Genomic DNA, 23,613 nt, shown 5'->3' with positions numbered 1-23,613 from the left:
AAAACATGTTGTACAAGTTTATACGGCAATAACATAAAACCACCTACCTAAGCGGTTGATGGTTTGTTCTTCCTATGTAAAATTAATAATAATGAAAAACTTCAGTTTGATTAGCGTTCACTGTGATGAATAGTTGGAATGCTGACAATTGAGGGAGAGTGTAATCTATCGACGCCCTTTGTTCCGGGCCTGTTTTATTATTAGTTTTTGTAATCTTTATTTTCTAGAACAATAACACGTTCCTCACTAAGTGCGTGTCCCACTTGTTTCGTATTTTCTACCAACCGAAAAATATTATCGCAACATTGTTTGGCACCTATAACCAATAATGGCACACCTAGAAAATCAATTTTTAATCCTCTAGACAAAAAACCTCCCATTGTCATCGCTAATGGTACCGTTGGTGATGTATTGGAGAAGATTATTTGTTCATGGAATGGATGTTTACTTTGAATCAATAAAATTAAATTTTTCATTGCTGGAACAACAAGTTTAGAGGATTTACGACCTAATGTGTACACTGAGTCTCCATTTTCGTCTATCCCATGAAAAATAATTCTTCCAAAATCCTTTTTAGTTAATTTATTGAAATAGTTTACGTTTAATATTTCTTCTTTTGTTAGTTCTCGTTCCGATTGGATTAATTCTTTTAAATGATAGGCCGCCGCCAAAGAAGTGGTGTGTGTTCCACCATAGTCATTATAGATATAAATCATGATATCATCCTTTATATTTTTATCTACGGCTATTATGGTCATTTAATCTAAATCCAATTCATTTGCTTCACTTTTAATATATTTGATTTTATTAATTACGATTTCAAAATAATAATAAATGTAACACTAGCTTGAAGCATTTCATTTTATGTTCTTAATACATATACTCGGTTTATTTAAATTAACAAGAATGTATGTTCTGTTTTCATTGTTTATTATCGATTAATAAACTATACTTAAATCATTACATATTGGGGGGAAATAAAATGCAGTCTAGCCACTTAAAATCTTCAATTGAACTGGTTGAGTACACCGATACATACGATGAACATCTATCCAACTACCATTTACCTGAAGAGCAACTTCAATTTACCAGTATGCCTTTGGATAAAATTAAAAATCCCAATGTTTCTAACAGTGCTTCACATATTTTAGTTCTTGAAAACGGTGTACCCGTAGGTTATTTTGCTTTAGAAGATGGCGAAAAGCTTTTAAAGTACAGCAATAACTCTCATGCTCGTTTGTTGACAGCTTTCTCCATTGATTCCAGATATCAAGGAAAGGGATTAGCAAAGAAGGGGCTCCAACTTTTACCTAAGTTTGTTAAACATAATCTTCCCAGAACTGACGAAATCGTCCTCGGTGTCAATAAGAGGAATAAGCCTGCTTATAATCTTTATTTAAAAACAGGATTTGTAGACGAGAACGAAACTTATGAAGGTCCAAAAGGTCCTCAGCATATTTTGCATTTGACAGTCTAAACGAAGAGCTATTAAGCGCTTCTTTTATTTGCTAAGGCGTATTATGCATCGTTAGCGCCCCTTTTCCATCCAATCGATTTCATTAATTTCTCAGGGGCATTTGCCTCAGTGCTTTTTCAACTTATGAATAAGCTACTTTATAACTGAAGAGCATGTCATACAACTCTTGCTGTGCCTCCAGTGGTTTTAACAGATCTACTTAAAACCAAACAAATGAATCAGATTTACCTTTAGTTTTGTCATTAAAGGTACTATCTCAAGGATAGGAGGTGTTCAATATGGGAGAAGCGGTTGGCGGTTACGGAAACGGTTCAGGATTCGCTTTACTTGTTGTTCTATTTATTCTTTTGATTATTATTGGCGCGAGTTTCTTAGGTCGCGGATACGGCGAAGGTTACTGCTGATAAGAATGCGCTTAGTGCCTGAATTTACACTACAGTCTAAGACAGGTTTTTAACCTGGCTTAGATCTTTTTTAAAATTAGCCGAGAAGTAAGGATCATTCAAACTATCACTTGGACAATTCCTTATAGGCTAAAGCCTTTAACGCTAACATTTCCTCTTCTGTTAATTTACTTTCTATTTGTTCATAAAGGGCTTGTTTTTCTTCGGCAGTCATCCCCTTGTTCGCTTTTGCTTGTATTTCTTGCAATTCGCTTATATTAAACTTTTTAAGCAATACTCGTGTTGCTTCTTCTTTTGTTTGGAATGGTAATTCGCTGCTATCCACATTTTTACCTTCTTCTAAGTATGCCTGTAATTGCGGGTCTTTCTTTATTTCTTGTTTAATATTTTCCAATTGGCCACTATCTTCGAGTTCAACTGTTACTTTTTCCATAACTTGATCCGCAATTATTTTCGGTGCGAAATAGTATACGGCAAAACCTATTAGGCCAATAATGACCATACAGCTTATGAGTACTTTAAAAAATTTCATCTAAAATCCTCCTCCCCTGTCTAATATTCTATATCCCAATTCCTATATTCTACACTATTTTCACTCAACGTATTTTATCCGATACAATTACTGAAACAAATAAATCTTTAATTCCTCCTTATTATCGACTGTTCCTAGTAAAATATCTTGCAATTGGACATTTAATAGTACCGTTTTGTTTTCTACCCAAGTCATGTCTTTACCTGCTCTATGTAATTCATGAAAGTCAATTTTTCCTTCTTTAATAATTGTAATTGGCATATTAAAGGGCTTTTTAACTAGTTGCATATCTTGAGGAGTTAATGCTTCTAATTGAGAGGATAAAAAGAATGAGATCGTGCCATCTGGCTCCCAAAGGGCAAGGGCCACTTTTTGTATCTCTTCGATTTTTGCTTTTCGAGCTTCTGACAATAAATGATCGATTGAAATCCTTGCTTTTCCTAACTCTTTAAACATGATTTCCCCATTTTTTATTAATGGAAATGGAGTTGGTTCAAACCATTTTCTAAACAAATTCCATTTCAAAGTTAAATAAACGACGAGTGAATATAAAATAATTAAAACTGCAGTCGTAATAATGGAACCTTTTAATCCCAATTGTTCGTCAGATAAGGGATGGGCAAGTATATTTCCTAATATCATCGCAATCGTAAAATCGATTAGTCGTAATTGGGCGATCGATCGACGTCCCATTACTTTAGTTGCTATTATTAAAAAGAAAAATGAAACAACTGCTCGTAAAATCCACTGAATAGTCGTCAAAGTTTCCTGCCCATGGATAAAATCCATCGATTTCCACACTCCTGTTTTATTTCTGTCATGATCAGCAAGAAATGGAATTGCTAATTTACATAATTTAATTGCTTTTCAACTTGTATTCAGAAATTTTATAATCAATAAAAGCCCCTACTACGCCAGATGGCAGACCACCCGCTGAAATAGAAAGAAATATAGTAAATAAACCGACACTTTCCACTTTATAATGCAACAGAACTAGAATGGAGAGAGTTCCTAATATAGTGAACAAAACAGAAAAATAGTATGTAATATGTACTTCATCATTTATGTTAGTTTCATTTTTGGTCATTTCTTTGCTCATATGACTCCTCCGTTCTTTTTAATATTCTATATCCTTCATATTATTCACTCATTGTGCGTAATTTAAACGCTTTTAAACGGTAATAATAGTTTGAAAAATATCGCACAAAAAAACATCATTCAAATAAAAATGAATGATGTTTTAAATATATGATGGGAAGTAATGAGTTGCTATTTTTAAACAACTGCCCGAACAGATTCCGTCCAGTCTAATTGGTTTAGAAATGCATACACGTCTTCGCAAACCTTCTCTTTTTCTTTTCCAGTAGTAATAATATGCCCAGATTGTTCATACCAAATAATTTCTTTCGTAAAAGTTTCCACCTGCTCCAATATAAATGATGCACTTTCTTTATAAATATCCCCATCTAATGCACCTTGTAGAACAAGTGTCGGAGATGAAATCATTGGTAGATCCTCGCAAGCATCTGCAATAAATGACTGGACCTGACTCAACGAATCCAAAGGACTATTTTTTAGTTCATCCAGTTCTTGAATAATGATTTCTCTCGTTTTACCTTCAAATGATTTATACACTTTTGCATAATTATATAAACGATCAAACAAACCATCTGTATTGCTACGTTTGATCGGTGCGCACATAGATACAATTGCTTTGACCGGGAATTCTTCGGCAACCTTTAAAGAAAAAACGCCTCCTAAGGAAATACCCGCTACTGCAATTTCTTCATAACCTTTATTTTTCAAAAAGTTATAACCTTCTACAACATCTTCCCACCACTGGGCAGGCGTTGTTTGTAATAATTCTTCAGGTGTCCCACCATGCCCGCGGTACATTGGTGCATGACAAGTGAATCCTCTTTTTTGCAAATATTCTCCTAATCGTTTTACATCTTTCGTACTTCCTGTAAATCCGTGAAGTAAAAGTACAGCTCGATTTCCCCCTTCGAATGTAAAAGATTTAGGCGTGACTAATTTCATATTAATATCCCCTTTAGTATGATAGCTTATTGATACTTATCCTATCATTGACAATACATAAAGTATAATTTATTATTTCTATCATAACGATGCATAAAAGGTATCAATTGAAAAGGATGAGGGTTTTATGGAATGGCAACGATTAGAATATTTCCAAACGCTTGCAAGGGTTCAACATATGACCCGTGCTGCCGAATTATTATCTATATCACAACCGGCATTAAGTAGGTCCATTGCAAGTTTAGAAGAAGAAATTGGCGTTCCACTTTTTGATCGTCAAGGTCGCTCCATCATTTTAAATCGATATGGCATGATGTTTTTAGAGCGAGTGAATCGGATTATGAATGAAATGAGCGATGGTTTAAATGATATTGAGCAGTTGATAGATCCAGAGCAAGGAGAAGTATCACTTGGATTTCTACATACATTGGGAACGAGTACCGTACCAAATATAATTCGCGCTTTTCATGATAAATATCCACATATCACATTTCAATTTAAACAAAACCATACGCATACGCTTTTACAACAACTGAAATCGGGCGAGCTGGATCTTTGCTTAGTGGCATCTATCGTCTATGAAAAACCAATTTCCTGGACAGAATTATGGCGAGATGAGTTATTTGTAATTGTTCCGATTAATCACCCTCTGGCAAATCGGAAAAGTATTTCGTTAACAGAAATAGTACAGGAGTCTTTTATTTCGATGAAAAAAGGATATGCACTTAGAAATACTACGGATAGTATATTTTCTCAATCTAACTTGTTACCTAATATTGCTTTTGAAGGTGATGAAGTAGCAACCGTCGCGGGGTTTGTATCAGCCGGGCTTGGTTTTTCGATTTTACCAGACGGGGAAGAAATAAATCCCAATAAAATTGCTAAATTGCGCATTGAAGATAGGATATGTGAGCGTATCATTGGTATGGCTAAGGTGGAAAATCGCTATCTTTCACCCGCAGCAATAAATTTCCAACAATTTATCCTAGATTACTTTCTAAAAAAATATAATTCATGATACCTAATCAGTACAAAAGCGCTAAAGCATTTTTCTGTGGCCAGATTTAGCAAATGAGAACGCTAAATGACCTGACGCACGTTATAGGGATAGTGCGTCGTATAGATAGGATTTTCGAGTTTGTTGTGTTTAGTAGCAAGATTATCTCGTTCAACCATTTATTGTTAATAGCGGATTCCAATTAGTTAGTATTTTTCATTGATTTTCGCTAGAGACGGCGACTTGCGGGATGAGTGGGTAAATGAGACATCTCAGGCGTGCACCTGCTGGGAAAATCAGAGCAGTCTCCTAATAATGCATCACAACCATTCTCATCTCACTCCAAGTAAAGAGTTTTTTGAAAAATTGGTTGCTTTCATCGGCAATTTGGTTGCCCTTGCGTTGATTTGGTTGCTTTCAGTATAGAATTGGTTGCTCTCAACTACTAATCTGTTGCCCTTAGCCAATTATTGGTTAATAAAATTCCGCAAAATGGATAAAATTATATTTTTAGTAAGTGGAAGTTGAGCCGGCAGGCAATTTTCCTATGATTTATACTGCACCAATCGCAAAAGGTCCGACTGTAGCGTAAATCATAGCGGTCACTTTTAGACGCTTTATCCCTTTATCACGCACAATAGAGAAAATGCCATACCCTACATTATCCACATGTCTAAATTTTTATAGTTTCCAAGCCATGAAAAAAAGCCTCACCCATCAAAGTGAGGCTTGTATTATTAAGCGATAGTGTAAGAAATACGAAGGGAGATCTTCTATCAGGTTACCAAGCCTGTTTTCTTACAACACTAGAGTATCACATTTTTTTGTAAGTTCCATGATCAATTTTTGCATATAGAACCCACATTAACCATGAATGGAAATACATGCTCGTAAAAGATTAATTTTCTTATTTCCTAGCTTCACTCATTTGCTTCCAAACAGATCCTTTTGCTTCTTCCCCATCTTCAATTCGCGCAATTGCCATACGAATTTGGAGCTTTACTTCATATTCTTTATCTTCCATTGCTTCTTTTAATGCAGGTAAGGCATCCATATCACCGATTTCATAGAAGTACATCGCTGCACGCCAACGAACAAGTTTGTTTTTATCAAATAGCGCAACTTTCATCGCATCTGCAAATTGTTCAAAGCCTAAATCACTCATTGCATCTCCCGCTGTTCTACGCACTGCTCCACTTTTATCTTTTAATGCAATTTCTAAGTAAGGAATAACTGCTTCCTCTTCTATTAATCCAAGATAAACAGTCGCTAGTCGACGAATCGATACTTGTTCGTCCTCTACCGCTTTAGCCAAAATCGGCAAGTCCTCTAGTTCAGGGTTGATTAAATTATTAAGCAATTGAAATCTTTCTTCCCATTCGCTTACTTCAAATTGCTCCAATGTGAAAGGAACGCGAACAGCTGCTTTTTCTTCTGTGTGTTGATCTTTTTCTTCAATTAGCTGTTGAAGTTTGCTTTCTGGGAAAGTTGCTTCTAATTCTTTTACTAATTGTTCTCCAATTTCTTTTTGTTCTCCGTAGCGAACGCCATAATCTACCCATTTACGCAGCATAATATAGTTTTCTTTATCCCCTTCCATCGCTTCATCCAAAGCTTTGGTGAAACGATCGGACAAACCAAATCGTGATTCGGATTCACTATCAAACACTTTTACTTGAAGGGGGATTCCTTTATATTGCTGTACATGTACATATACTTCTCCGTAATGGTCTAATGGTTGTTCACTAGTTGCTTCTTCATTGTCTGCTCCAAATACATTTTCCACGGAAGCTAAAATAGATTCCCAGTTAAATTTAGAAATACGCTCTATTGCTAAAAAGTCAGCTACATGATAGACCCCTTTTACACCTTCTATTATAAAAAGATCTTGTATTTCTTTTGGGGCACCTTGAATATTGTCTTTTTTATAATTAAAACTTTTTCCAAATGGAAGTTCCTGATCGATAACTACCTTCATCGTATTTGGACTTGGCGTTGGTTCAATTGTAACTATTTTCATTATTGCATACCTCCAGAAAATTATATTAAGTCGAAGCGATTTCGTCTAAATAAGACCATCTCTCTATTAATTGTTCATATGTGCTATTCGTTTGTTCCAGCTTGTCCGTTAGTTCCTGCAATAGTGTAAAATCGGAGCCAGCTGTTAAAATCTTCTCTTCAAGTTCTGTAATTAGTTGCTCTGTTTTTTCGATTTCCTTGCCGATTGTTTCCCATTCTCGTTGTTCTTTATAGGACATTTTCTTTTTCTCTTTTGCCTCTTTAACAGGCGGCTCTTCTATTACTTTCACTTCTTCTACCATCTGTTCCATTGGGGCTTCTTCTTTTACGTCCAAGAAATCGGAATAAACTCCTAACCACTCTTTCACAGAACCGTCCCCATTTAATACCCATAGCTTTTTTGCTATACGATCCAAGAAAAACCGGTCATGGGAAATCGTCACAATTACACCTGGGAAAGATTCCATAAAGTCTTCTAAAACAGACAGCGTTTGAATATCTAAATCATTGGTTGGCTCATCCATAAATAGGACATTGGGCTGTTCCATTAACATTTTCAGCAATACTAATCGTTTTTTCTCTCCACCGGAAAGCTTCCCAATTTGTGTACCATGTGTGTTTAATGGGAATAAAAATCGTTCTAACATTTGTGCAGCAGAAAACTTTTCACCAGAACCTGTTTCGATTAAGTTAGAAGATTCTCGTACATATTCGATCATTCTCGTCTGTTCATCCAACTTCGGTAATTGCTGAGAAAAATGCATGAGCTTTACTGTTGAACCTACAATTATCTCACCGGAATCCATTGGTATTTCTCTTGCTAGCATTTTAAGTAATGTACTTTTCCCTACACCATTAGGTCCAACGATTCCAATACGGTCTCCCGCTTGTAATAAAAATGAAAAATCTTCTACGATTTTCTTGGAATCAAATCTTTTCGAAATGTTTATTCCTTCTAATACTTGCTTACCAAGTCTAGTTGTCGCCATTTCTAAATCTAGATTTTGATTAGAATTATTGCGATCAATTTTTGAATCAATTTCTTCAAATCGATCTTTTCTTGCTTTTTGTTTGGTCGATCTTGCTTTTGCTCCTCTTCGAATCCATTTTAATTCATTGCGGTATAAGTTTTGAAGCTTTTGTTGAGATGCTACATTCATTTCTTCTCGTAGCGCTTTTGACTCTAAATAATCAGCATAATTCCCTGTATGCGTGTAAAGTGTTTTATCAGCAAGTTCATATATATGTGTTGCCACTGCATCTAAAAAATAACGATCATGCGTGACAAAGATAATGGAGCCTTCCACTCGTTGAAGCATGTCTTGTAACCAATCCGTCGATTCTTTATCCAAATGGTTGGTAGGTTCATCTAGTAATAGTAAATCTGCAGGTTCAATTAATACTTTTGCAAGTGCCACTCTTTTTTGTTGACCACCTGATAGATGAAGAATAGAATCTTCGTATTGCGTAATGCCTAGTTTCGTTAATGCCGTTTTCGCAAGTGCATTGACATCCCATGCCTGCAAATCATCCATCTTTTGTTGTAAGTCCATCAGTTTGTTTTGGCGTTCAGTTGAACTCGAATCTTCCATTAAAGCAATTAATGCTTCTTCATATTCTCGGTTGATTTTTAAAATAGGAGAATCTCCACCAAATACTGTTTGCAGAACGGTTTCATCTTTATCGAATACTGGTTGCTGTTCTAAATACGCTACTCTGTACTTGTTTGGATGATCACGATCTATAGAATCTGCCTCTAATTGACCAGCAATTATCGATAGGAATGTAGATTTACCAGTACCGTTAATACCTATTAAGCCAGCCCGATTATGATCGTTTATCGTAAAGCTAATATTTTCAAACAGCGTTTTCTCTCCAACTGTTTTTGTTAAGTTTGAAATGATTAAATGACTCATATATGTTCCCCTGTTTCTGTTCTCAAGTTTTGCAAAAATAATTCCATAAATGCATGTCGTTCTTTTGCAAGTTCTTTTCCTTTTTCCGTCAGCATTCCGTCAGCTAGTTTTAATAGTTTTTCGTAAAAATGCGTTACAGATGCTGTTTCTTTGGAGCGATATTCTTCTACAGACATATTGTCTCTTGGTGTTTCATCTGCATCGTATAATTTTCTACCTTTCGCTCCACCGTAAGCAAATGTACGCGCAATTCCTACTGCTCCGATTGCATCTAATCGGTCTGCATCCCGAACGATTTGTGCTTCTATCGTATCAGCCGTTAGTTCATTTCCTCCATTAAAGGAGATAGATTTAATAAGTGTTTTAAGTTGCTCCACTTTTTCTTCAGATAAACCAATTAGGCGGAGGATTCTATCTTCTTCCTGCTTTTCTTCACCTGTAGCGTATTTTGGATCACTCACGTCATGTAAAAGTACTGCTAACTCGATAAGTTCTAGGTCCGCTGTAGGTTCGGAAGTAGCTATTTCAAACGCATTTTTACGCACTCTTTCGATATGTTGGAAATCATGACTTGCATCAAAATGCTTATATACTTCTTTGACTAATTGTTCGCATTGTTGTATTGGATTCATCGTTTTTTACCCCTTATATGTTCTACCTTCTCCATTATAGCGAATAAAACGAAAAAAGACCGCTATTTGAGCAGTCTTTCTTCTTTAATCAAATAAGTTTTCCACTTCTTTCCCTTCATCGTCAGAAAAAAATACTAAATCTAGTTAAAATAATCCAATTGCACTTCCATCTTCGGAAACGTCCATATTTAATGCGGCTGGTTTTTTAGGTAGTCCTGGCATTGTCATAATATCTCCAGTTAAACATACTAAAAATCCTGCTCCTAGTTTGGGAATAACTTCTCGAACTGTGATGATAAAGTCGGTCGGTCTTCCTAATAATTTGGGTTGATCGGATAAAGAATATTGTGTTTTCGCCATACAAATCGGAAGTGCATCCCATCCGTATGCGGTTATTTGATCAATTTGTTTTTGGGCAGCATCTGTAAATACAACATCTTTTCCACCATACACTTGCTGAACAATCGTTCGAACTTTCTGTTCAATCGTATCGGAAACACTGTATAAAGGGGCAAAGTTAGATGGCTTCTCTAATTCGTTTAATACTAAATTTGCAAGCTCCACTCCACCTGCTCCGCCTTTTTCCCAAACTTCGGTTAAAGCAATCGCTATATTTCTTTCTTTACACCATGCGAGTAAGGCATTTAGTTCTGCATCTGTATCGGTGAAGAATTTATTCAAGGCAACAACTGGCTCGATACCGAAAGCTCGAATCGTTTCAATATGCTTTTCTAGGTTGTTAGTTCCATTCAGAAGTGCGTCTACGTCTTCTTCCTTTAACAATTCTTTTTGTTTTCCACCTTGCATTTTAAGCGCTCGAATCGTTGCCACAATAACAACTGCGTCAGGTGATAAATTACCTTGACGTGATTTAATATGCATAAACTTCTCCGCACCTAAATCTGCACCAAATCCGGCTTCTGTCACGACGACATCCGCTAAATTCATCGCTGTTTTCGTCGCAATAATAGAATTACAACCATGTGCGATATTGGCAAAAGGTCCGCCGTGTATCAAAGCAGGTGTCCCTTCGATTGTTTGCACTAAGTTAGGCTTAAGTGCTTCTTTTAACAATAAAGTAAGTGCACCTTCCACTCCTAAAGCACGCACAGTTATAGGTTCTTTTGCATATGTATAACCGATGACGATTTGCGCTAGTCTTTCCTTTAAATCCGCTAAATCCTTAGCCAAACAAAGAATTGCCATAATTTCAGAAGCTACCGTAATATCAAATCCGTCTTCTCGCGGAACTCCTTGGGCAGGACCACCTAGACCGATCGTAATATGACGTAATGCTCGATCATTCATATCAAGCACACGTTTCCAAATAATTCTTCTCGGATCAATTTGCAATTCATTTCCTTGATGAATATGATTATCAATCATTGCAGCTAATGCATTATTGGCAGTCGTTATTGCATGTAAATCCCCATTGAAATGCAGATTTATCTCTTCCATAGGTAGAACTTGTGCAAAACCTCCGCCAGTTGCTCCGCCCTTTACACCCATCACTGGACCTAGGGATGGTTCACGAAGCGCTACTACAACAGATTGTCCTATTTTTTTCAACGCGTCTGCTAGTCCAACGGTTACGGTAGACTTGCCTTCTCCCGCAGCGGTAGGGCTTATTGCTGTTACGAGCACAACTTTACCTACCTTTGTTTTAGCTACTATTTTTGTTGGATCAATTTTGGCTTTGTAGTTTCCATATTGTTCTAAAGCTTCTATTGGAATTCCTAATTTATCCGAAATTTTCCGTATTGGTTGCATTTTGGCATTTTTGGCTATACTTAAATCAGATAGTGGCTCTATGTTAACATTCATATATATCCCAACCTTTTTTTCTTAATTATACGTGGCGTTAAGTGAATATAACAGTATAAATTCGACATATTATTGACGATAGTTGTCATTTACTGTATAGTATATTTATCCATTATCAGAATTTTTAGTGGACCGAGGGAGGAACGTTTATGCAACAGGGGAAAGTAAAATGGTTTAATAATGAAAAAGGCTATGGATTTATCGAGTATAATGATGGAGAAGACGTATTCGTCCATTTTACAGGTATTCAAGGCGATGGCTTTCGTGCTCTCGACGAGGGACAAGAAGTAACATTCGAAATCGTTGAAGGAAACCGTGGACCTCAAGCTGCAAACGTTATTAAAAATAGTTAGAAACGATTCTTCCCGCGACAAATGGTCGTGGGATTTTTTTATTGGAGTTTTTCTCCTTTTAGCTTAATTTCTTCTCCAACTGTACAGCCATGAATACAGAACTGATGTGCGATTGTTTTGCCTTTTTCTTTTCGAAGCTGTGTTCGGACAAAACATCCATCACAATACGTTTGCAATATATGATCAATTTCATTTATAATTTGTATGTTTTTCATTCGTTTACGCTCCTCGCTACATGCATAATTGTACTATTATGTTTCTTTTGTTTGCAAGTATACTATAAGTAGTTCAGACTAGAAAGTAACAATATTTTAAAGGAGAATGACATGTTAGAAGTTTATATTGATGGCTCGACTACGGGAAATCCAGGTCCAAGCGGAATCGGCATTTTCATTAAAGGAGAAGGACATCATTTACAGTTTAGCGAGTTCATCGGACAATACTCAAATCATACAACAGAATTTATCGCTTTACTAAGAGGAGTAGAAGAAGCACAAAAGCTGTCTCCTACTATTGTGTCAGTTCGAACCGATTCCCAAATCGTACTTGCTGCTGTGGAGAAGCGTTATGCGAAAAACGCGGAATTTGCAGCAATCTTAGAAAAAATTTTAGCAATTATTGATACATTTGATTTATTTTTCATCAAATGGATTCCCGATGATCAAAACAAAGCGGCCCATGCATTGGCTAGACAAGCCGTTTTAAAACAACTGCCCAAAGGTTAATTGGCAGTTGTTTTGTATGCAGCTTCCATCGTCTCTTTTGTGCGGTTCATAAAGCGAACGATTACTTCATCACTTCCAAATAACTGAAAGATGCTGAACAACGGATTTTTAGGCTTATTTACGGAAGTATAGATGAACTTTGTCGTTACATCGTCTTCCTTTTGCAGTTCATAGTCGATGGTCATTCGAAAGCGATCATTCAATAGAAAGTGCTCCTGAATCATTTTATAATTTTGCTCGTCTTTATATTTTTGAATCGTTATGTCATATTGTTCCGTTAATGAACCGTTTTGATACGTTTGGCGGATAAGAGATCCAACTACTTGCTCCGTTTGCTTTATATAATCCTCTTCCACTACTTTTGGAAAGATTTTTTTCTTTTTTTCTACATCCCCATATAAATAGGACCAAGCAAATTCAATTGGAACGTTTATACTAATTTCTTTTTTCCACTTTTTCATTTCTTTTTGCTCCTAGAACTAGAATTATATTGTTTTTTATATAATAATACCATAAGAAAAGCGCAGGCGCCTATGTTTGCACCACCAAGCAAATGAGTATGGTACACATTATAGGGATAATGCTTCTTAGAGAGTTCTATTAGGTGAACGCTGTGATTTTCGCTGCAGGACGGACGCTTTCCGTGGGGTGAGTGATGAGCCTTCACCGCCGCTGCGCGTACGTTGTGAAGTCTCATCTTACTCACTTGATCCCACAGGAGTCGCCATCTGCAGCGAAAATCAATGGAAAATTGCTTGCTTATTTAGTATCAACTTGCTCAAAATGAAATTTTATACATTTTGAATGTCAAAATCCAATAAGTGGATTAGGGCAATCAATCGGTTATTGAAAGCAACCAGTTCTACTCGGAGAGCAATCAAATTACTAGTGAAAGCAACCAATTCTTAAAATAGCTCTTTACTTGGATTGAGACGACCAGGAATTTGACGCAGTATTTATAAATGAACAATCATCTCCAGATAAATAGAGCGGATACTTTTGCCGTAGCGCATCGGACCGCATGAGCCGCAGTCATGAGACCCACTCGTGTGCAACACGAGTTGGCTCATGCAAGGTGCGGTAAGCACGAAGGCTAACGGTCACTTTATGACGCAGTATCCCTAAATCACGTTCAATAAAAAAAGTCTCATCTTACTTTAAAATGTTAACCTTACGTCAAAGTTGTTCTAGTTTCCAAAACAAAAAAACAGACTCCCCTAAGAGAGTCTGTTAAAGTTTAGGTTTAAAATTAAGCTTTTACTACGTTAGTAGCTTGAAGACCACGTTGGCCTTGCTCGATTTCAAAAGTTACTTCTTGACCTTCGTCAAGAGATTTGAAACCTTCGCTTTGGATAGCTGAGAAGTGAACGAATACGTCGTCTCCGCCTTCGCGCTCGATGAATCCGAATCCTTTTTCTGAGTTAAACCATTTTACTTTACCTTGTTCCATGTTTGTTTCCTCCTCGTGTGCAATTTGACGCACACATTTTGTTACTATCCTTGCTCAACACTGTTAAGTAAAAGTGTTGCCACCTACTAACTAACCGAACAAAAATAATCCTCTTTAAATATAACACGCACTCTCCAATAAAGCAACAGATATACACCATTCTTTTTATTTGTTTTCTAACAATGCACCAATCGCTCCGCTGTAACCATGTTTTTCTAAAAAGATTGGTTTTTTCTCCTTTAAAACCGTATAGGATTCAATAATTTGTTGTAGTAATTCATTTTCTTCTAAGGTTGAACCAATATAAATAATATCTTCTACTTGATGAGCATCAGCTGCTTGAATGCAAAGCGTAGCTACTACTTCGCCAATTATCCCTTGTACACCAGCTAACAAATCGGAATGATTTCTGGCTTCTTCTGATTTCAGCGTAATCCCGCCAAAATTACTTGCTGTTAATGAACCTTTAATAGGAAGTTTATTGTGTTGGTATATATCACTTACTAAAATATCAATTGAACTGCGCTTTCCTTCTTTGGATAGCTCAATTGTATCTTTGTAATCATTAATCCCTGTTAAAGCGGAACCTAAGCCAAGCAGCGTTCCCCCGCCAACTCCAGTTCCCCCAATACGACTATGTGTATCACCTTGCATAATATGTATAGAAGTGCCGGTGCCAATATTGGCAATTATTGCGGAATCACTTGAAATGACTTCTTCTTTTAGTTGATACATGACTCCGTTCATTGTCGCATCAAATTCCACTATGTAAGGGATTTCATTTTTCGATGAAAGATATTTCTTTAACTGTTCTGCTCGACCACCAGTGAGGCAGATAGATGCTAACGAGTGATTTGTATCTAGCCAATCCTTTACGGCATTTAGATCGGATGAAGGAAATTTATGAAATGACATCTCCTTTTTTTCATCCCAATAAGCAATTTTCGTTAACGTTCCACCTGCATCAATTCCAATTCTAGTAGTCATACTTATTCCCCTTTTATATGAGGAGACTTATTTAATCCAAGTACCAACGATTGGGTAATTAAACTTGTCTCCATTAATCGCTTTAATTATTCCGATAATTGGAACAACAAATGCCATTATACCAAAAATAATAAGCATAGGGATACCTATTAAGAAAAAAATTAAAAAAATAGAGATAGTGATTAATACCGATATCACTAGTTGAAATAGTACCGCCTGTATAGAAAGCTTCTTAACCTCATCATCATCCACAACTAAATATAAGATAAAAGGGACAAGAAATGGAGCGAACCAAGTACTTGCATGAAGTAACACTTTTAAGCCTGTATTTTGCATGTAAAATCGAACTCCTTTCTCTTTTTTCTTATTTACGATAGAAAGAGACAAAAAGTTTCATTTTTTTCTACTAAAAACAATTTCTCCATTGACAACTGTATGCATTATTTTCGTTGTAGTAAATGATTCTTTTGTTAACACTTGGTCAACAATCGTAAAATCAGCATCATAACCATTTATAATTTTGCCCCTTACCTCTTCTTTACCAATTGCTTTTGCACTACCGGTTGTAAATAAGGAGATTGCTTCAAATGCGGTTAGTTCCTGATTTGGTAAGTATCTGTTATTTGCCGCTGCATCCATCCCTAATAATGGATCTGCAAGCTCGATTGGGGAATCCGAGCCACCTGAGCAATCAAACCCTTTATCTAGTAGCGTTTTCCATGCATATGCCAATGTTAAACGTTCTTCTCCTAAACGATCCTTCACCCACGGAAAGTCAGAAGGAACGAACATCGGTTGAATATCTAAAACTACTGGTAATTTTGCCATTCTGTATATTAAGGCATCCGTAAGAACATTCACATGAATCAGTCTGTCTTTTTTACCAATCGGGGCAGGGTATTTTTCGATTACATCTAAAATGATCTCTACCGCTTTATCTCCAATGACGTGAACAGCAATATTTTCATTGTATTTTCTTGCTAGCTTCACTAGATTTTCTAATTTTTCCGTGTCGTGGACGGCGACTCCTTTATTCCCAGGAAAATCGGAATAATCTTCTAACAATAAAGCGGTATGTCCACCAAGTGACCCATCGATAAATATTTTCATCGCTCCAAATTCGATAAAGTCAGCCGGTTCTTCCCCTTGCATTTGTTCAAATACTTCGTGGTGGCGAAGTAAATGGATTCTAAAATTTGTTCCTATTGTATGGCGATATGCTTCTAGCGGAACGGTGTATGGACCATAATATGCCATGTCCTCTGTATGCACGCCCGTTAGTCCTTTTGCTTGTAAATCAGCGACACTTGCTTGAATGACTTGTTGCAAATATTCGGTTGTTACTGCTGGAATATGGCTTGTAATTAATTGTTGTGCTTCGTCATAAAATAGTCCGTTTAAATTCCCATCCTCATCTTTGCCGATAATACCACCTACCGGATTTGGAGTGTCTTTGGTAATTCCAGCTAATTCCATTGCTTTCGTGTTTGCTACAAGCACATGTCTACAAATTCGCTTTAAAACGACCGGAGTTTCTGTTACAACCTGTAAATCTTTACATGTAATCGGTCTATTTTCTACTAATATATTATCATTCCAACCTTCTGCAACATACCATTCCCCTTCCTTGGCACGTTCGTTTACTTCAGTCGCCATGGTTTGAATGGAAGTAAATGAAGATAAATCTAAATAACTTAATTTTTCTCCATGGCCAATTAAGTGGATATGACTATCTACAAAACCTGGGTACATGACAGCACCTTGTAGCGAATGAATCTGATCCGCTAAATGACTTAATTGATCTTTCGTTCCAGTTCGTACAATCTTTCCGTTTTCTACTAATACAGCCTCTACTTTTTCTCCTTCTGCGTGCATGGTAAAAATAGTTCCGTCTGTCCAAAGTGTTTTCATTTTTTAGGCTCCTTTTTATTGGCGATTAATTCGTCCACTAATAATTCAGCTGCTTTGCGATAGGCATTACTCATATTGGCAAGTGACGTTATTAATAATAAATGCTTCAAATCATCCTCCAATTCAAATTGGTCAATTTCTTGTTCATGCGCGTGCATTTCATCAAAAAAACTTTTCGCATTCGCTTGTTGTAATGCAACAGAATGCCTATAAAAATCTTCTAAATTGAATTGATCATCGCCTATTTTTTCATTGATTGGATCCATCGTCGTCTTAATATCATTAATAGAAAGTGCTCCTTTTAATTGATAGATTAAGTTTATTAACATAATGTGCTGCTTGGAATATTTTTTGTTTTTGATTGGAATGAATAATTTTCCTTTGGCATAGTTATTGATCATTGTTTTTGTTAATACTTTTTCATCCGTATTTCGAAGGGTTGGACCAAACTTCGAATCAAATAATTGAATTACTTGATCCATATATAAATCGATATCGGGTATTTCTTCGGCATGTATGGTCGTATCAAGTCCTAGTTTATTGTTGAGTTCTTCTGATTTGTTCATGTAAATTCCTCCGTTGCTAGCTTGTTCTTATCGTATCGTAAAAAGAGTTTTCAGTAAACATTGACTATCTATTGTGATGAGTATATTATATTAAGTAGTTATAAAAACTACGTGATGTTATGGAGGTATTTTATTGGAGAAGTTTATAAGAGAACCATTTAATGCATTATCACATCTTTTTGGCGCAATTCTTGGCGTTTTTGCTTTAATCGCAATGATTATGAAAGGAAACGAACTAGATGCATCAGGTTTAACGATTACTGCACTCGTTCTATTTGGAGTTAGTATGATTCTACTGTACGCCTCATCAGCAACTTATCATATGGTTATCGCAAAAGATCATGTGATTCACATATTACGACGATTGGATCATTCGATGATTTATTTATTGATAGCAGGTACATATGCCCCGTTTTGTTTGATCGCATTAAAAGGTACTACAGGCTATACATTGTTTAGTATCATTTCAATTATGGCGATTAGCGGGATATTGTTTAAGATGATTTGGTTCAATTGTCCACGATGGGTTTCTACTGTTTTATATATTGGAATGGGATGGATAATTGTCTTTTTAGCTTCTCCACTTGCAGGAGCGCTTGGGGCGCAAGGTCTTTTCTTTTTAATCGCAGGGGGCGTATTTTATACAATTGGTGGGATTATTTACGGTGTGAAGCCTAATATACCTTTTATCAAAAAGTTAGGATTCCATGAAATCTTTCATATTTTCATTTTATTAGGGACAATAAGTCATTTCATTTGTGTGTTTGAATATGTTATTTAATAGAAATAGCCCTTTGACCAAATAAAGTCAAAGAGCTATTTTCGTTTACTGTTTCAAATTAACCAAAATAGTTGGCTCCAATTGTAATTCTACGTTTCCTTGTATTGCACGGCTAATCATACAGGACGTTTCGGCTTTTTGAGCTAGTTTCAGCGTCATTGCTCGATCTTTTTCATTTTCAATGACAATCACTGGTCGATGGATGATCTTTTTGTATGTGAACACGCCATTCGTCACATCGACTACTGCGGTTGATTCCATGTTAAGAGAGTTTTTTGCTATTTTACTACGTTCAAGCATCGCTGCAAGCGTAATAATATAACATGTCGCCGCAGCTCCAAGTAGCATTTCATCAGGATTTGTCCCAATTCCAGGGCCATCCATCTCTTTTGGAATGGATACTTTTGTAGATAAATGCTCCGCTTGAATTTCTCCTACATCATTTCGATTGCCTGGCCAACTCGCTTTAAGTTGAAAATAATGTTCTGTTATCTCTATCATTCCTTTCAAAGTATTATTCTAGTAGTTGGAAAAACAAATGAATTCCAGTATGATTAGTGTTGAGAAAGAAGGGAATGCACTTGCTGAAAAAATACAATAAAATTGCTGGTATAATGATTTTTTTATCCATGTTTTTACTTATTTTAGGGGTAAAATACGTACTTGGTCAAGATTTAGTTATTATGAACTTCGTCGCTTTTGCTGCATTTTCGGTTGCTGTCGGCGTAATAGCTGCAGCTTTGTTAATGTATAAATTATATAAAGGATTTTACATATTCACAATAGGTCTTGCCATTGGATTTATTGAATTATTTCGTTCATTTCTTGCTGGTACAGAAGAATTTGGTGATCTTGTCGGTATTCTATCCTTATTCATCTTTACTTCTTTCGGTTTAGTAATAGGATTGATTGTAGAAGGTATTTTATATGTGATGAAAAAGAGTAAATAAAAAAGAAGTTTTTTTCGCATTCATAGCGAGAAAAACTTCTTTTTTTAAGGAGAAATAACTGTTCTATTTCTTCCTTCTGATTTGGCAACATACAAAGCCTCATCGACCCGATTCAAAAGTTCACTCACAGTTTCTTTATTCGCTTTATACTCTCCAACACCTGCAKAAATTGTCATTCTTCTGTTCAACGGTAGGATACTCATTTCAACTTCTTTTCTTAATTCTTCTGCAAGTGCATATGCCTCATCTACCATGCAATTTGGTAATATGATAACAAACTCTTCTCCACCCAGTCGAACACAAACACCATTTTCCGAAACGACTGACATCATTTTGTGCGCTAAAAATTGTAATGTTTCGTCCCCTGTTTGATGACCAAATACATCATTCACTTTTTTAAAATAATCAATATCTATACTAATAATAGAAAAAATACATTTTTGTTCCAATAAATCACTGAAGAACAACTCTGAATATCTTCTATTTTTCAATCCTGTAAGCGGATCTGTTAACGACTGATGCTTAAAATTTGCAACTTCTTCCTCTTGGAGTTTTCGATAATTCTCAATTGTTTCCGTCAGTTGTCTCGCTTCGAAATACCAAGTTGAAATATTTAAATTTTCAACAGATATATCTCCCTGCTGTGAATTCATCGTAGAAATGGCTAACTTCCTCAAAGGCGAAGCTAATCTAGCCGATAACAAATAGGCTAAAACAAAAAACAAAATAACAAATGGAAGCGTGTAAAAAAACATTTTGGTCATAATACTACTTAGCGGTTGTAGACTAATGTCAAAAGGAGTTTGCGAAACAATCCCCCAATGACTTTCGGGAATATAGGAATATCCAGCTAAAAAATGGGCGCCTTTCGTATTATATATTTCTTTAGACCCTCTTTTGCCTTTCAATAGGCTTTGAATCACTTCATTATCACTAACATCTTCCCCAATCCTATTTTTTTCCGGATGATAAATTAATGTACCTTCTTCATCGACCACAAAAACATAGGAACCATCTTCACTAAAGTGCCTCGCTAAAATATTGTGAATAAAGTTTTCTTCTTGTAAATAAATCGTCCCGTTTAGCATACCAAGATATGTATTAGAATCATCAAATAATGGAATGGACACAAGTATTAAAAGTCTACCGGTTATAGCTTTATATGGTTTTGAAATAAAACTTTTTTTTGTGCGAAGTCCTTCCTCTACACCTGGAGATTCAATTTTATTACCTGTAATACCCACATTTGGTGAAGTAGCAATAGCGACACCATCATTTCCAATGACAGAAAGTGAGTTGAAATTTTTTCCACTTATTAATAACTGGTTTAGTATATTGGTTAGTTCTTCTTGGTTATCTATATGTTCCATTACATCTATTTTTCTTGCCTCTAAATTAGCTTGCATTGTCTCAAAAACTTCTTCGGACATTTGCGCTAGTTTTAAAGCATACATTTCGTTTTGCTCTAACGATTTGTCAATTAAACTATTCTTCGTAACTAAATAGCCAGAAAAAAAGGAACTACTTAAAATAGCTATCATCGTAAAAGTAATCAGTGTGAGTATCCAAAATTTGAGTGTTTTATTCATTTAACTTTCCCCTCTAAAAAGCATTCCAAATGATTATACCATTTGAACTACCCTCATACCCAATCTATTAATCATTTTCTAAGATTAAATACGCGAGTTCCCGTTTCTGCTACATTTTAGCAAGTGGAAACGATGAATGGAATGACGCACATATTAGGAATAATACGTCTTAAGGTATTTCCGCTGCAAAACACAATAAATTGCTTATTTATCAGTCCAACTTGTGAGGAAGCAGTGTTTATTATACTTTTATTTCTAGTAAATGGATAAGGGCAAATAATCAGTCGTTGTGAGCAACCAATTTTATACCGAAAGCAATCAAATAAGCGCGAGAGCAACCATTTTGCCGATGAAAGCAACCATTTTTTCAAAAAGCTCTTTACTTGGAGTGAAACGAGAATAGTTACGACACATTATCCCTATATCACGTACAAGATAAAAAACATCTAAACTTTTATAGTTTCCTAAACAATAAAAAAACTTTCACCAAGTTAGTATGTCTTAGTGAAAGTCTTTATTATTAGTGCCCACCTAAATACGCTTGTCGTACTTCTTCACTTGCTTGAAGTTCTTTGGCAGGGCCAGAAAGAACCACTCTACCAGTTTCGATTACATAGCCACGAGTCGCTACAGAAAGGGCCATGTTAGCGTTTTGTTCGACCAATAAAACAGTTGTACCATCCCGGTTAATATCTTCAATCACTTGAAAGATTGTTTTAACCATTAAAGGAGCTAACCCCATCGATGGTTCATCAAGTAAAACTAGTTTCGGCTTTGCCATAATTGCACGACCCATTGCGAGCATTTGTTGTTCTCCACCGGAAAGTGTACCTGAAAGTTGTTTTTTACGTTCCAAAAGCCTAGGGAAAATCTCATATACTTTTTGCATATCACTATGAATCCCAGCCTTATCCTTCCGTAAAAAAGCGCCTAATTCTAAGTTTTCTTCTACTGTTAGGTTTGCGAACACACGACGTCCTTCCGGAACATGTGAAATTCCCGACTTTACAATAGTTTGTGCTTGTTTACCAGAAATAGATTTATCCAGAAATTCAATTTTTCCTTTTTTCGGTTTTAATAAGCCAGACAAGGTTTTCAGCAAGGTACTTTTCCCAGCACCATTCGCACCGATTAACGTTACAATTTCACCTTCATTTACATCAATCGACACATCTTTAAGAGCTTGAATATTCCCGTAAAATACATCTATATTTTCCACTTTAAGCATTGACATCGTGAACTTCCTCCCCTAAATAAGCCTCAATAACCTTAGGATGGTTACGAATCACTTCCGGTGATCCTTCCGCAAGAAGCTGACCATGGTCGAGTACATAAATTCTTTCACAAACACCCATAACTAAATTCATATCGTGTTCAATGAGTAAAATAGTCAAATCGAACTTATTTCGAATAAAGGCAATTAAGTCCATTAAATCCTTTGTTTCTTGTGGGTTCATCCCTGCTGCAGGTTCATCTAATAAAAGAAGTTTTGGATTGGCTGCTAAGGCGCGAGCAATCTCTAATCTTCTTTGCTGTCCATACGGTAAATTTTTTGCTAACTCATCCTTATACTTGTCTAAACTAAAAATTTTCAGAAATTCAATTGATTTTTCTTCCATTTCTTTTTCACCAGAAAAATGGGAAGGAAGTCTTAAAATAGAACTGATGATAGAATGCTTAGCAATTGAGTGATAAGCAACTTTTACATTATCTAATACAGAAAGTTCATTAAAAAGGCGGATATTTTGGAAGGTACGGCTAACCCCTTTTCTAGTCACTTTAAAAGGAGGTAAGCCATTAATCCGTTCTCCATTAAAAAGGATATCTCCTTCAGTAGGAACATAAACTCCAGTTAGCAGGTTAAAACTAGTCGTTTTCCCAGCGCCATTGGGACCAATAAGCCCAACTAATTCTCCTTGATTTAATACCATATTTAAGTTTTGAACAGCTTTTAAACCACCAAACTGAATACCGGTATTTTTTACCTCTAGTAAAGGCTTATTTTCCATGTTGGCCGCCTCCTTTAGGTGTTCTCCAAAGTTTGAAGTAATCCGTAATTTCCATCGTACCCATTAATCCTTTAGGTCGATATAACATTACTATAATTAATACAAGACTATAAATAATCATGCGAGTTTCTGGATATCCTTGAAGATAGGTAGAAACTATRGTTAATAAGACGGCTGAAAGAACAGCACCTGATAGACTACCAAGACCACCTAGAACAACAAAAATTAAAATATCAAATGACTTTAAAAAGCCGAACTGACTCGGTTGGATAATATAAAAGTTATGTGAAAATAAAGCACCCGCTACTCCCGCAAAGAATGAGCCGATTGCAAATGCAATTACCTTATAATAAGTCGTATTGATCCCCATCGCATCAGACGCAATTTCATTTTCTCTTACGGAAATCGCTGCTAAACCATGTCTGGAGTTGGTGAAATTGACAATAACGAT

28 protein-coding genes are annotated in these 23,613 nt (G+C 36.0%); 7 read left to right on the top strand and 21 right to left on the bottom strand.

What is annotated here, in order from left to right; genetic code table 11:
* Positions 1–200: 200 nt before the first annotated feature.
* Positions 201–716 carry a DUF3189 family protein gene (locus AC1DFT_RS16795; protein WP_478160119.1) on the bottom strand — a complete coding sequence of 172 codons (516 nt, stop codon included), beginning with the start codon at positions 714–716 and terminating at the stop codon, positions 201–203.
* 266 nt (positions 717–982) lie between these two features.
* Between AC1DFT_RS16795 and AC1DFT_RS16790 the strand changes: the two genes are divergently transcribed.
* Together AC1DFT_RS16790 and AC1DFT_RS16785 are read left to right on the top strand one after the other, a co-directional pair.
* Positions 983–1,477: a GNAT family N-acetyltransferase gene (locus AC1DFT_RS16790; protein ID WP_478160117.1), complete on the top strand. Its 495-nt coding sequence runs from the start codon at positions 983–985 to the stop codon at positions 1,475–1,477.
* Between the two features lie 278 nt (positions 1,478–1,755).
* Positions 1,756–1,881 (top strand): YjcZ family sporulation protein, encoded by a 126-nt coding sequence (locus AC1DFT_RS16785; RefSeq protein WP_402824136.1) that lies wholly within the window; start codon positions 1,756–1,758, stop codon positions 1,879–1,881.
* A 106-nt stretch (positions 1,882–1,987) separates the two neighbouring features.
* Here AC1DFT_RS16785 and AC1DFT_RS16780 read toward each other — a convergent pair whose 3' ends face one another.
* From AC1DFT_RS16780 to AC1DFT_RS16765, 4 genes are all read right to left on the bottom strand, one after another.
* Entirely contained in the window at positions 1,988–2,413 is a 426-nt protein-coding gene (locus AC1DFT_RS16780; protein WP_478160115.1) for a hypothetical protein, read from the bottom strand.
* Positions 2,414–2,500: 87 nt separating this feature from the next.
* A complete protein-coding gene (locus tag AC1DFT_RS16775) occupies positions 2,501–3,202 on the bottom strand; it encodes a DUF421 domain-containing protein (protein WP_478160113.1) in 702 nt (233 codons plus the stop codon).
* A gap of 67 nt (positions 3,203–3,269) precedes the next feature.
* The gene (locus AC1DFT_RS16770; protein ID WP_478160111.1) at positions 3,270–3,512 is read right to left on the bottom strand and encodes a hypothetical protein; all 243 of its coding nucleotides are present in this window, start codon (positions 3,510–3,512) and stop codon (positions 3,270–3,272) included.
* A 176-nt stretch (positions 3,513–3,688) separates the two neighbouring features.
* Positions 3,689–4,453 carry an alpha/beta hydrolase gene (locus tag AC1DFT_RS16765; RefSeq protein ID WP_478160109.1) on the bottom strand — a complete coding sequence of 255 codons (765 nt, stop codon included), beginning with the start codon at positions 4,451–4,453 and terminating at the stop codon, positions 3,689–3,691.
* A gap of 127 nt (positions 4,454–4,580) precedes the next feature.
* Here AC1DFT_RS16765 and AC1DFT_RS16760 point away from each other — a divergent pair, with 127 nt between their 5' ends.
* Positions 4,581–5,471, top strand: coding sequence for a LysR family transcriptional regulator (locus AC1DFT_RS16760; RefSeq protein WP_478160107.1), 891 nt, complete (start codon positions 4,581–4,583; stop codon positions 5,469–5,471).
* An 886-nt stretch (positions 5,472–6,357) separates the two neighbouring features.
* On the opposite strand, the gene AC1DFT_RS16755 is transcribed toward AC1DFT_RS16760, so the two are convergent.
* The 4 genes from AC1DFT_RS16755 to AC1DFT_RS16740 form a co-directional block, all read right to left on the bottom strand.
* Complete coding sequence (locus AC1DFT_RS16755) at positions 6,358–7,470, bottom strand: conserved virulence factor C family protein (protein WP_478160105.1); 1,113 nt, start codon at positions 7,468–7,470, stop codon at positions 6,358–6,360.
* A 25-nt stretch (positions 7,471–7,495) separates the two neighbouring features.
* On the bottom strand, positions 7,496–9,385 hold the full coding sequence (locus tag AC1DFT_RS16750; protein WP_478160103.1) for an ABC-F family ATP-binding cassette domain-containing protein: 1,890 nt from the start codon (positions 9,383–9,385) through the stop codon (positions 7,496–7,498).
* Positions 9,382–10,017, bottom strand: coding sequence for an HD domain-containing protein (locus AC1DFT_RS16745; protein WP_478160101.1), 636 nt, complete (start codon positions 10,015–10,017; stop codon positions 9,382–9,384). Before AC1DFT_RS16745 ends, AC1DFT_RS16750 begins: the two co-directional genes overlap by 4 nt.
* 144 nt (positions 10,018–10,161) lie before the next feature.
* Positions 10,162–11,841, bottom strand: a complete 1,680-nt coding sequence (locus AC1DFT_RS16740; RefSeq protein ID WP_478160099.1) for a formate--tetrahydrofolate ligase — start codon at positions 11,839–11,841, stop codon at positions 10,162–10,164.
* Positions 11,842–11,990: 149 nt separating this feature from the next.
* Between AC1DFT_RS16740 and AC1DFT_RS16735 the strand changes: the two genes are divergently transcribed.
* Positions 11,991–12,194, top strand: coding sequence for a cold-shock protein (locus AC1DFT_RS16735; protein WP_478160097.1), 204 nt, complete (start codon positions 11,991–11,993; stop codon positions 12,192–12,194).
* Positions 12,195–12,232: 38 nt separating this feature from the next.
* On the opposite strand, the gene AC1DFT_RS16730 is transcribed toward AC1DFT_RS16735, so the two are convergent.
* Positions 12,233–12,409, bottom strand: coding sequence for a zinc-finger domain-containing protein (locus tag AC1DFT_RS16730; protein WP_478160095.1), 177 nt, complete (start codon positions 12,407–12,409; stop codon positions 12,233–12,235).
* A gap of 111 nt (positions 12,410–12,520) precedes the next feature.
* Here AC1DFT_RS16730 and AC1DFT_RS16725 point away from each other — a divergent pair, with 111 nt between their 5' ends.
* Positions 12,521–12,919: a reverse transcriptase-like protein gene (locus AC1DFT_RS16725; RefSeq protein ID WP_478160093.1), complete on the top strand. Its 399-nt coding sequence runs from the start codon at positions 12,521–12,523 to the stop codon at positions 12,917–12,919.
* Here the strand turns inward: AC1DFT_RS16725 and AC1DFT_RS16720 are convergent.
* The 6 genes from AC1DFT_RS16720 to AC1DFT_RS16695 form a co-directional block, all read right to left on the bottom strand.
* Positions 12,916–13,380 carry an SRPBCC family protein gene (locus tag AC1DFT_RS16720; RefSeq protein WP_478160091.1) on the bottom strand — a complete coding sequence of 155 codons (465 nt, stop codon included), beginning with the start codon at positions 13,378–13,380 and terminating at the stop codon, positions 12,916–12,918. The genes AC1DFT_RS16725 and AC1DFT_RS16720 overlap by 4 nt on opposite strands.
* Positions 13,381–14,168: 788 nt before the next feature.
* A complete protein-coding gene (locus AC1DFT_RS16715) occupies positions 14,169–14,369 on the bottom strand; it encodes a cold-shock protein (RefSeq protein WP_053589685.1) in 201 nt (66 codons plus the stop codon).
* 165 nt (positions 14,370–14,534) lie between these two features.
* On the bottom strand, positions 14,535–15,356 hold the full coding sequence (coaW, locus tag AC1DFT_RS16710) for a type II pantothenate kinase (RefSeq protein ID WP_478160089.1): 822 nt from the start codon (positions 15,354–15,356) through the stop codon (positions 14,535–14,537).
* Between the two features lie 27 nt (positions 15,357–15,383).
* On the bottom strand, positions 15,384–15,692 hold the full coding sequence (locus AC1DFT_RS16705) for a magnetosome magnetite crystal formation protein family (RefSeq protein WP_478160087.1): 309 nt from the start codon (positions 15,690–15,692) through the stop codon (positions 15,384–15,386).
* 57 nt (positions 15,693–15,749) lie between these two features.
* Entirely contained in the window at positions 15,750–17,267 is a 1,518-nt protein-coding gene (locus tag AC1DFT_RS16700) for an amidohydrolase (protein WP_478160085.1), read from the bottom strand.
* Positions 17,264–17,833 carry a DUF1836 domain-containing protein gene (locus tag AC1DFT_RS16695; RefSeq protein WP_478160083.1) on the bottom strand — a complete coding sequence of 190 codons (570 nt, stop codon included), beginning with the start codon at positions 17,831–17,833 and terminating at the stop codon, positions 17,264–17,266. Before AC1DFT_RS16695 ends, AC1DFT_RS16700 begins: the two co-directional genes overlap by 4 nt.
* 133 nt (positions 17,834–17,966) lie before the next feature.
* On the opposite strand from AC1DFT_RS16695, the gene trhA reads away from it, so the two are divergent.
* Positions 17,967–18,614, top strand: a complete 648-nt coding sequence (trhA, locus tag AC1DFT_RS16690) for a PAQR family membrane homeostasis protein TrhA (RefSeq protein WP_478160081.1) — start codon at positions 17,967–17,969, stop codon at positions 18,612–18,614.
* 45 nt (positions 18,615–18,659) lie between these two features.
* Here the strand turns inward: trhA and AC1DFT_RS16685 are convergent, their stop codons facing one another.
* Positions 18,660–19,106 carry an OsmC family protein gene (locus AC1DFT_RS16685; RefSeq protein WP_478160163.1) on the bottom strand — a complete coding sequence of 149 codons (447 nt, stop codon included), beginning with the start codon at positions 19,104–19,106 and terminating at the stop codon, positions 18,660–18,662.
* Between the two features lie 89 nt (positions 19,107–19,195).
* On the opposite strand from AC1DFT_RS16685, the gene AC1DFT_RS16680 reads away from it, so the two are divergent.
* Positions 19,196–19,564, top strand: coding sequence for a hypothetical protein (locus AC1DFT_RS16680; RefSeq protein WP_478160079.1), 369 nt, complete (start codon positions 19,196–19,198; stop codon positions 19,562–19,564).
* 44 nt (positions 19,565–19,608) lie between these two features.
* Here AC1DFT_RS16680 and AC1DFT_RS16675 read toward each other — a convergent pair whose 3' ends face one another.
* The 4 genes from AC1DFT_RS16675 to AC1DFT_RS16660 form a co-directional block, all read right to left on the bottom strand.
* Entirely contained in the window at positions 19,609–21,153 is a 1,545-nt protein-coding gene (locus tag AC1DFT_RS16675) for a sensor domain-containing diguanylate cyclase (RefSeq protein WP_478160077.1), read from the bottom strand.
* 520 nt (positions 21,154–21,673) lie between these two features.
* The gene (locus AC1DFT_RS16670) at positions 21,674–22,381 is read right to left on the bottom strand and encodes an ABC transporter ATP-binding protein (RefSeq protein WP_478160161.1); all 708 of its coding nucleotides are present in this window, start codon (positions 22,379–22,381) and stop codon (positions 21,674–21,676) included.
* On the bottom strand, positions 22,374–23,162 hold the full coding sequence (locus AC1DFT_RS16665; protein ID WP_478160076.1) for an ABC transporter ATP-binding protein: 789 nt from the start codon (positions 23,160–23,162) through the stop codon (positions 22,374–22,376). The genes AC1DFT_RS16670 and AC1DFT_RS16665 overlap by 8 nt, the downstream gene beginning before the upstream one ends.
* Positions 23,152–23,613, bottom strand: a 462-nt coding sequence (locus AC1DFT_RS16660; protein WP_478160074.1) for a branched-chain amino acid ABC transporter permease, incomplete at its 5' end; no start/stop codon positions are given. The genes AC1DFT_RS16660 and AC1DFT_RS16665, both read right to left, overlap by 11 nt.

The organism is Psychrobacillus sp. 05T411, assembly GCF_056396485.1.
The sequence above is the reverse complement of the archived record's forward strand: the minus strand, read 5'-3'. Positions and strand labels throughout refer to the sequence as shown.

Bases quoted from the DNA above. Each gene is read 5' to 3' on its own strand.
- AC1DFT_RS16795 (WP_478160119.1), bottom strand. From the start codon at position 716: ATGATTTATATCTATAATGACTATGGTGGAACACACACCACTTCTTTG.
- AC1DFT_RS16790 (WP_478160117.1), top strand. From the start codon at position 983: ATGCAGTCTAGCCACTTAAAATCTTCAATTGAACTGGTTGAGTACACC.
- AC1DFT_RS16785 (WP_402824136.1), top strand. From the start codon at position 1,756: ATGGGAGAAGCGGTTGGCGGTTACGGAAACGGTTCAGGATTCGCTTTA.
- AC1DFT_RS16780 (WP_478160115.1), bottom strand. From the start codon at position 2,413: ATGAAATTTTTTAAAGTACTCATAAGCTGTATGGTCATTATTGGCCTA.
- AC1DFT_RS16775 (WP_478160113.1), bottom strand. From the start codon at position 3,202: ATGGATTTTATCCATGGGCAGGAAACTTTGACGACTATTCAGTGGATT.
- AC1DFT_RS16770 (WP_478160111.1), bottom strand. From the start codon at position 3,512: ATGAGCAAAGAAATGACCAAAAATGAAACTAACATAAATGATGAAGTA.
- AC1DFT_RS16765 (WP_478160109.1), bottom strand. From the start codon at position 4,453: ATGAAATTAGTCACGCCTAAATCTTTTACATTCGAAGGGGGAAATCGA.
- AC1DFT_RS16760 (WP_478160107.1), top strand. From the start codon at position 4,581: ATGGAATGGCAACGATTAGAATATTTCCAAACGCTTGCAAGGGTTCAA.
- AC1DFT_RS16755 (WP_478160105.1), bottom strand. From the start codon at position 7,470: ATGAAAATAGTTACAATTGAACCAACGCCAAGTCCAAATACGATGAAG.
- AC1DFT_RS16750 (WP_478160103.1), bottom strand. From the start codon at position 9,385: ATGAGTCATTTAATCATTTCAAACTTAACAAAAACAGTTGGAGAGAAA.
- AC1DFT_RS16745 (WP_478160101.1), bottom strand. From the start codon at position 10,017: ATGAATCCAATACAACAATGCGAACAATTAGTCAAAGAAGTATATAAG.
- AC1DFT_RS16740 (WP_478160099.1), bottom strand. From the start codon at position 11,841: ATGAATGTTAACATAGAGCCACTATCTGATTTAAGTATAGCCAAAAAT.
- AC1DFT_RS16735 (WP_478160097.1), top strand. From the start codon at position 11,991: ATGCAACAGGGGAAAGTAAAATGGTTTAATAATGAAAAAGGCTATGGA.
- AC1DFT_RS16730 (WP_478160095.1), bottom strand. From the start codon at position 12,409: ATGAAAAACATACAAATTATAAATGAAATTGATCATATATTGCAAACG.
- AC1DFT_RS16725 (WP_478160093.1), top strand. From the start codon at position 12,521: ATGTTAGAAGTTTATATTGATGGCTCGACTACGGGAAATCCAGGTCCA.
- AC1DFT_RS16720 (WP_478160091.1), bottom strand. From the start codon at position 13,380: ATGAAAAAGTGGAAAAAAGAAATTAGTATAAACGTTCCAATTGAATTT.
- AC1DFT_RS16715 (WP_053589685.1), bottom strand. From the start codon at position 14,369: ATGGAACAAGGTAAAGTAAAATGGTTTAACTCAGAAAAAGGATTCGGA.
- coaW (WP_478160089.1), bottom strand. From the start codon at position 15,356: ATGACTACTAGAATTGGAATTGATGCAGGTGGAACGTTAACGAAAATT.
- AC1DFT_RS16705 (WP_478160087.1), bottom strand. From the start codon at position 15,692: ATGCAAAATACAGGCTTAAAAGTGTTACTTCATGCAAGTACTTGGTTC.
- AC1DFT_RS16700 (WP_478160085.1), bottom strand. From the start codon at position 17,267: ATGAAAACACTTTGGACAGACGGAACTATTTTTACCATGCACGCAGAA.
- AC1DFT_RS16695 (WP_478160083.1), bottom strand. From the start codon at position 17,833: ATGAACAAATCAGAAGAACTCAACAATAAACTAGGACTTGATACGACC.
- AC1DFT_RS16670 (WP_478160161.1), bottom strand. From the start codon at position 22,381: ATGCTTAAAGTGGAAAATATAGATGTATTTTACGGGAATATTCAAGCT.
- AC1DFT_RS16665 (WP_478160076.1), bottom strand. From the start codon at position 23,162: ATGGAAAATAAGCCTTTACTAGAGGTAAAAAATACCGGTATTCAGTTT.